The organism is Streptomyces mayonensis (assembly GCF_018982965.1).
GTDB classification, from domain to species: domain Bacteria; phylum Actinomycetota; class Actinomycetes; order Streptomycetales; family Streptomycetaceae; genus Streptomyces; species Streptomyces mayonensis.
This window is the reverse complement of the sequence record NZ_JACBYP010000267.1, coordinates 1-1,341: the sequence shown is the minus strand read 5'-3', so window position 1 is coordinate 1,341 and position 1,341 is coordinate 1. Positions and strand designations below refer to the sequence as shown.

Below are 1,341 nucleotides of genomic sequence, written 5' to 3'. Positions count from 1 at the left end.
CCACCCTTAAGGAGGGACCCCCGGCGCGTATGCCACCCTCCCCGCGACCCCCCGGAGGGCGTCGGCTAGGGTTTGGTCCGCATAAACATCAAACCCTGCCCGACGCAGGGCGGCGACCGACCAGCGAGAAGTCAGGCCGCAGCCAACCGCGCGGGCGAGACTCTCGGGAAGGCGCTACGTGAGTCCCAACGGCTCCGACCTCCCCCACGCCGCGGGCGGCGCGGGCGGTACCCCCACGCCGCGGCGCCCGATGCGGCGGAAGCTGCTGCAGGCACTGACCGCGGGCCTGGTCCTGGCGACCGCTACCGGTTGCACCTACGAGGACTTCCCCCGCCTCGGCATGCCCACCCCCACCACGGAAGAGGCTCCGCGGATCCTCTCCCTGTGGCAGGGCTCGTGGGCTGCCGCGCTGGCCACCGGCGTGCTGGTGTGGGGGCTGATCCTGTGGAGTGTCTTCTTCCACCGGCGCAGCCGCACCAAGGTCGAGGTCCCTCCGCAGACCAGGTACAACCTGCCCATCGAGGCTCTGTACACCATGGTTCCGCTCGTCATCGTCTCGGTGCTGTTCTACTTCACCGCGCGCGACGAGTCCGAGCTCATGAGCCTCAAGAAGGAGCCCGACGTCACGGTCAACGTGGTCGGTTTCCAGTGGAGCTGGTGCTTCAACCACATCGAGGACGTTCCCGGTTCCTCCGGTGACGCCAAGACGTCCAAGGAACTGTCCAACATCCCGGACCGGTACACGAAGGACTTCCCGGCGAACGCCGGCGGTGTCTACGACTGCGGTGTCCCCGGCACGGAGAACCCGCAGACCGGCAACCCCGGCCCGACCCTCTGGCTCCCCAAGGGCAAGACGGTCCGCTTCGTCCTGACCTCGCGTGACGTCATCCACTCCTTCTGGGTGGTGCCGTTCCTCATGAAGCAGGACGTCATCCCGGGCCACACCAACGCCTTCGAGGTGACCCCCAACAAGGAGGGCACCTTCCTCGGCAAGTGCGCCGAGCTGTGCGGCGTGGACCACTCCCGGATGCTGTTCAACGTGAAGGTCGTCTCCCCGGAGCGCTACGAGCAGCACCTCCAGGACCTCGTGAAGAAGGGGCAGACCGGTTACGTTCCCGCCGGCATCGCGCAGACGAGCCACGAGAAGAACCGGGAGACGAACAACCTGTGAGCATCCTCAACGAACCCCAGGGTGCCTCGGCAGCGGAGGACTCGTACGAGAACGAGCTGCCGGCACGGCGCAAGCAACCCGGCAACGTCGTGGTCAAGTGGCTGACGACGACGGACCACAAGACGATCGGCACGCTGTATCTGGTGACGTCGTTCGTGTTCTTCGTGATC

At 66.7% G+C, this 1,341-nt stretch carries 1 protein-coding gene and 1 pseudogene; both read left to right on the top strand.

Annotated elements, in window-relative coordinates; genetic code table 11:
- The first annotated feature begins 178 nt into the window (after positions 1-178).
- A complete protein-coding gene (gene ctaC / locus HZS56_RS37780; protein WP_374201252.1) occupies positions 179-1,171 on the top strand; it encodes an aa3-type cytochrome oxidase subunit II in 993 nt (330 codons plus the stop codon).
- Positions 1,168-1,341, top strand: a pseudogene (locus HZS56_RS37775) (aa3-type cytochrome oxidase subunit I); the annotation flags it as partial. The gene ctaC and the pseudogene HZS56_RS37775, both read left to right, overlap by 4 nt.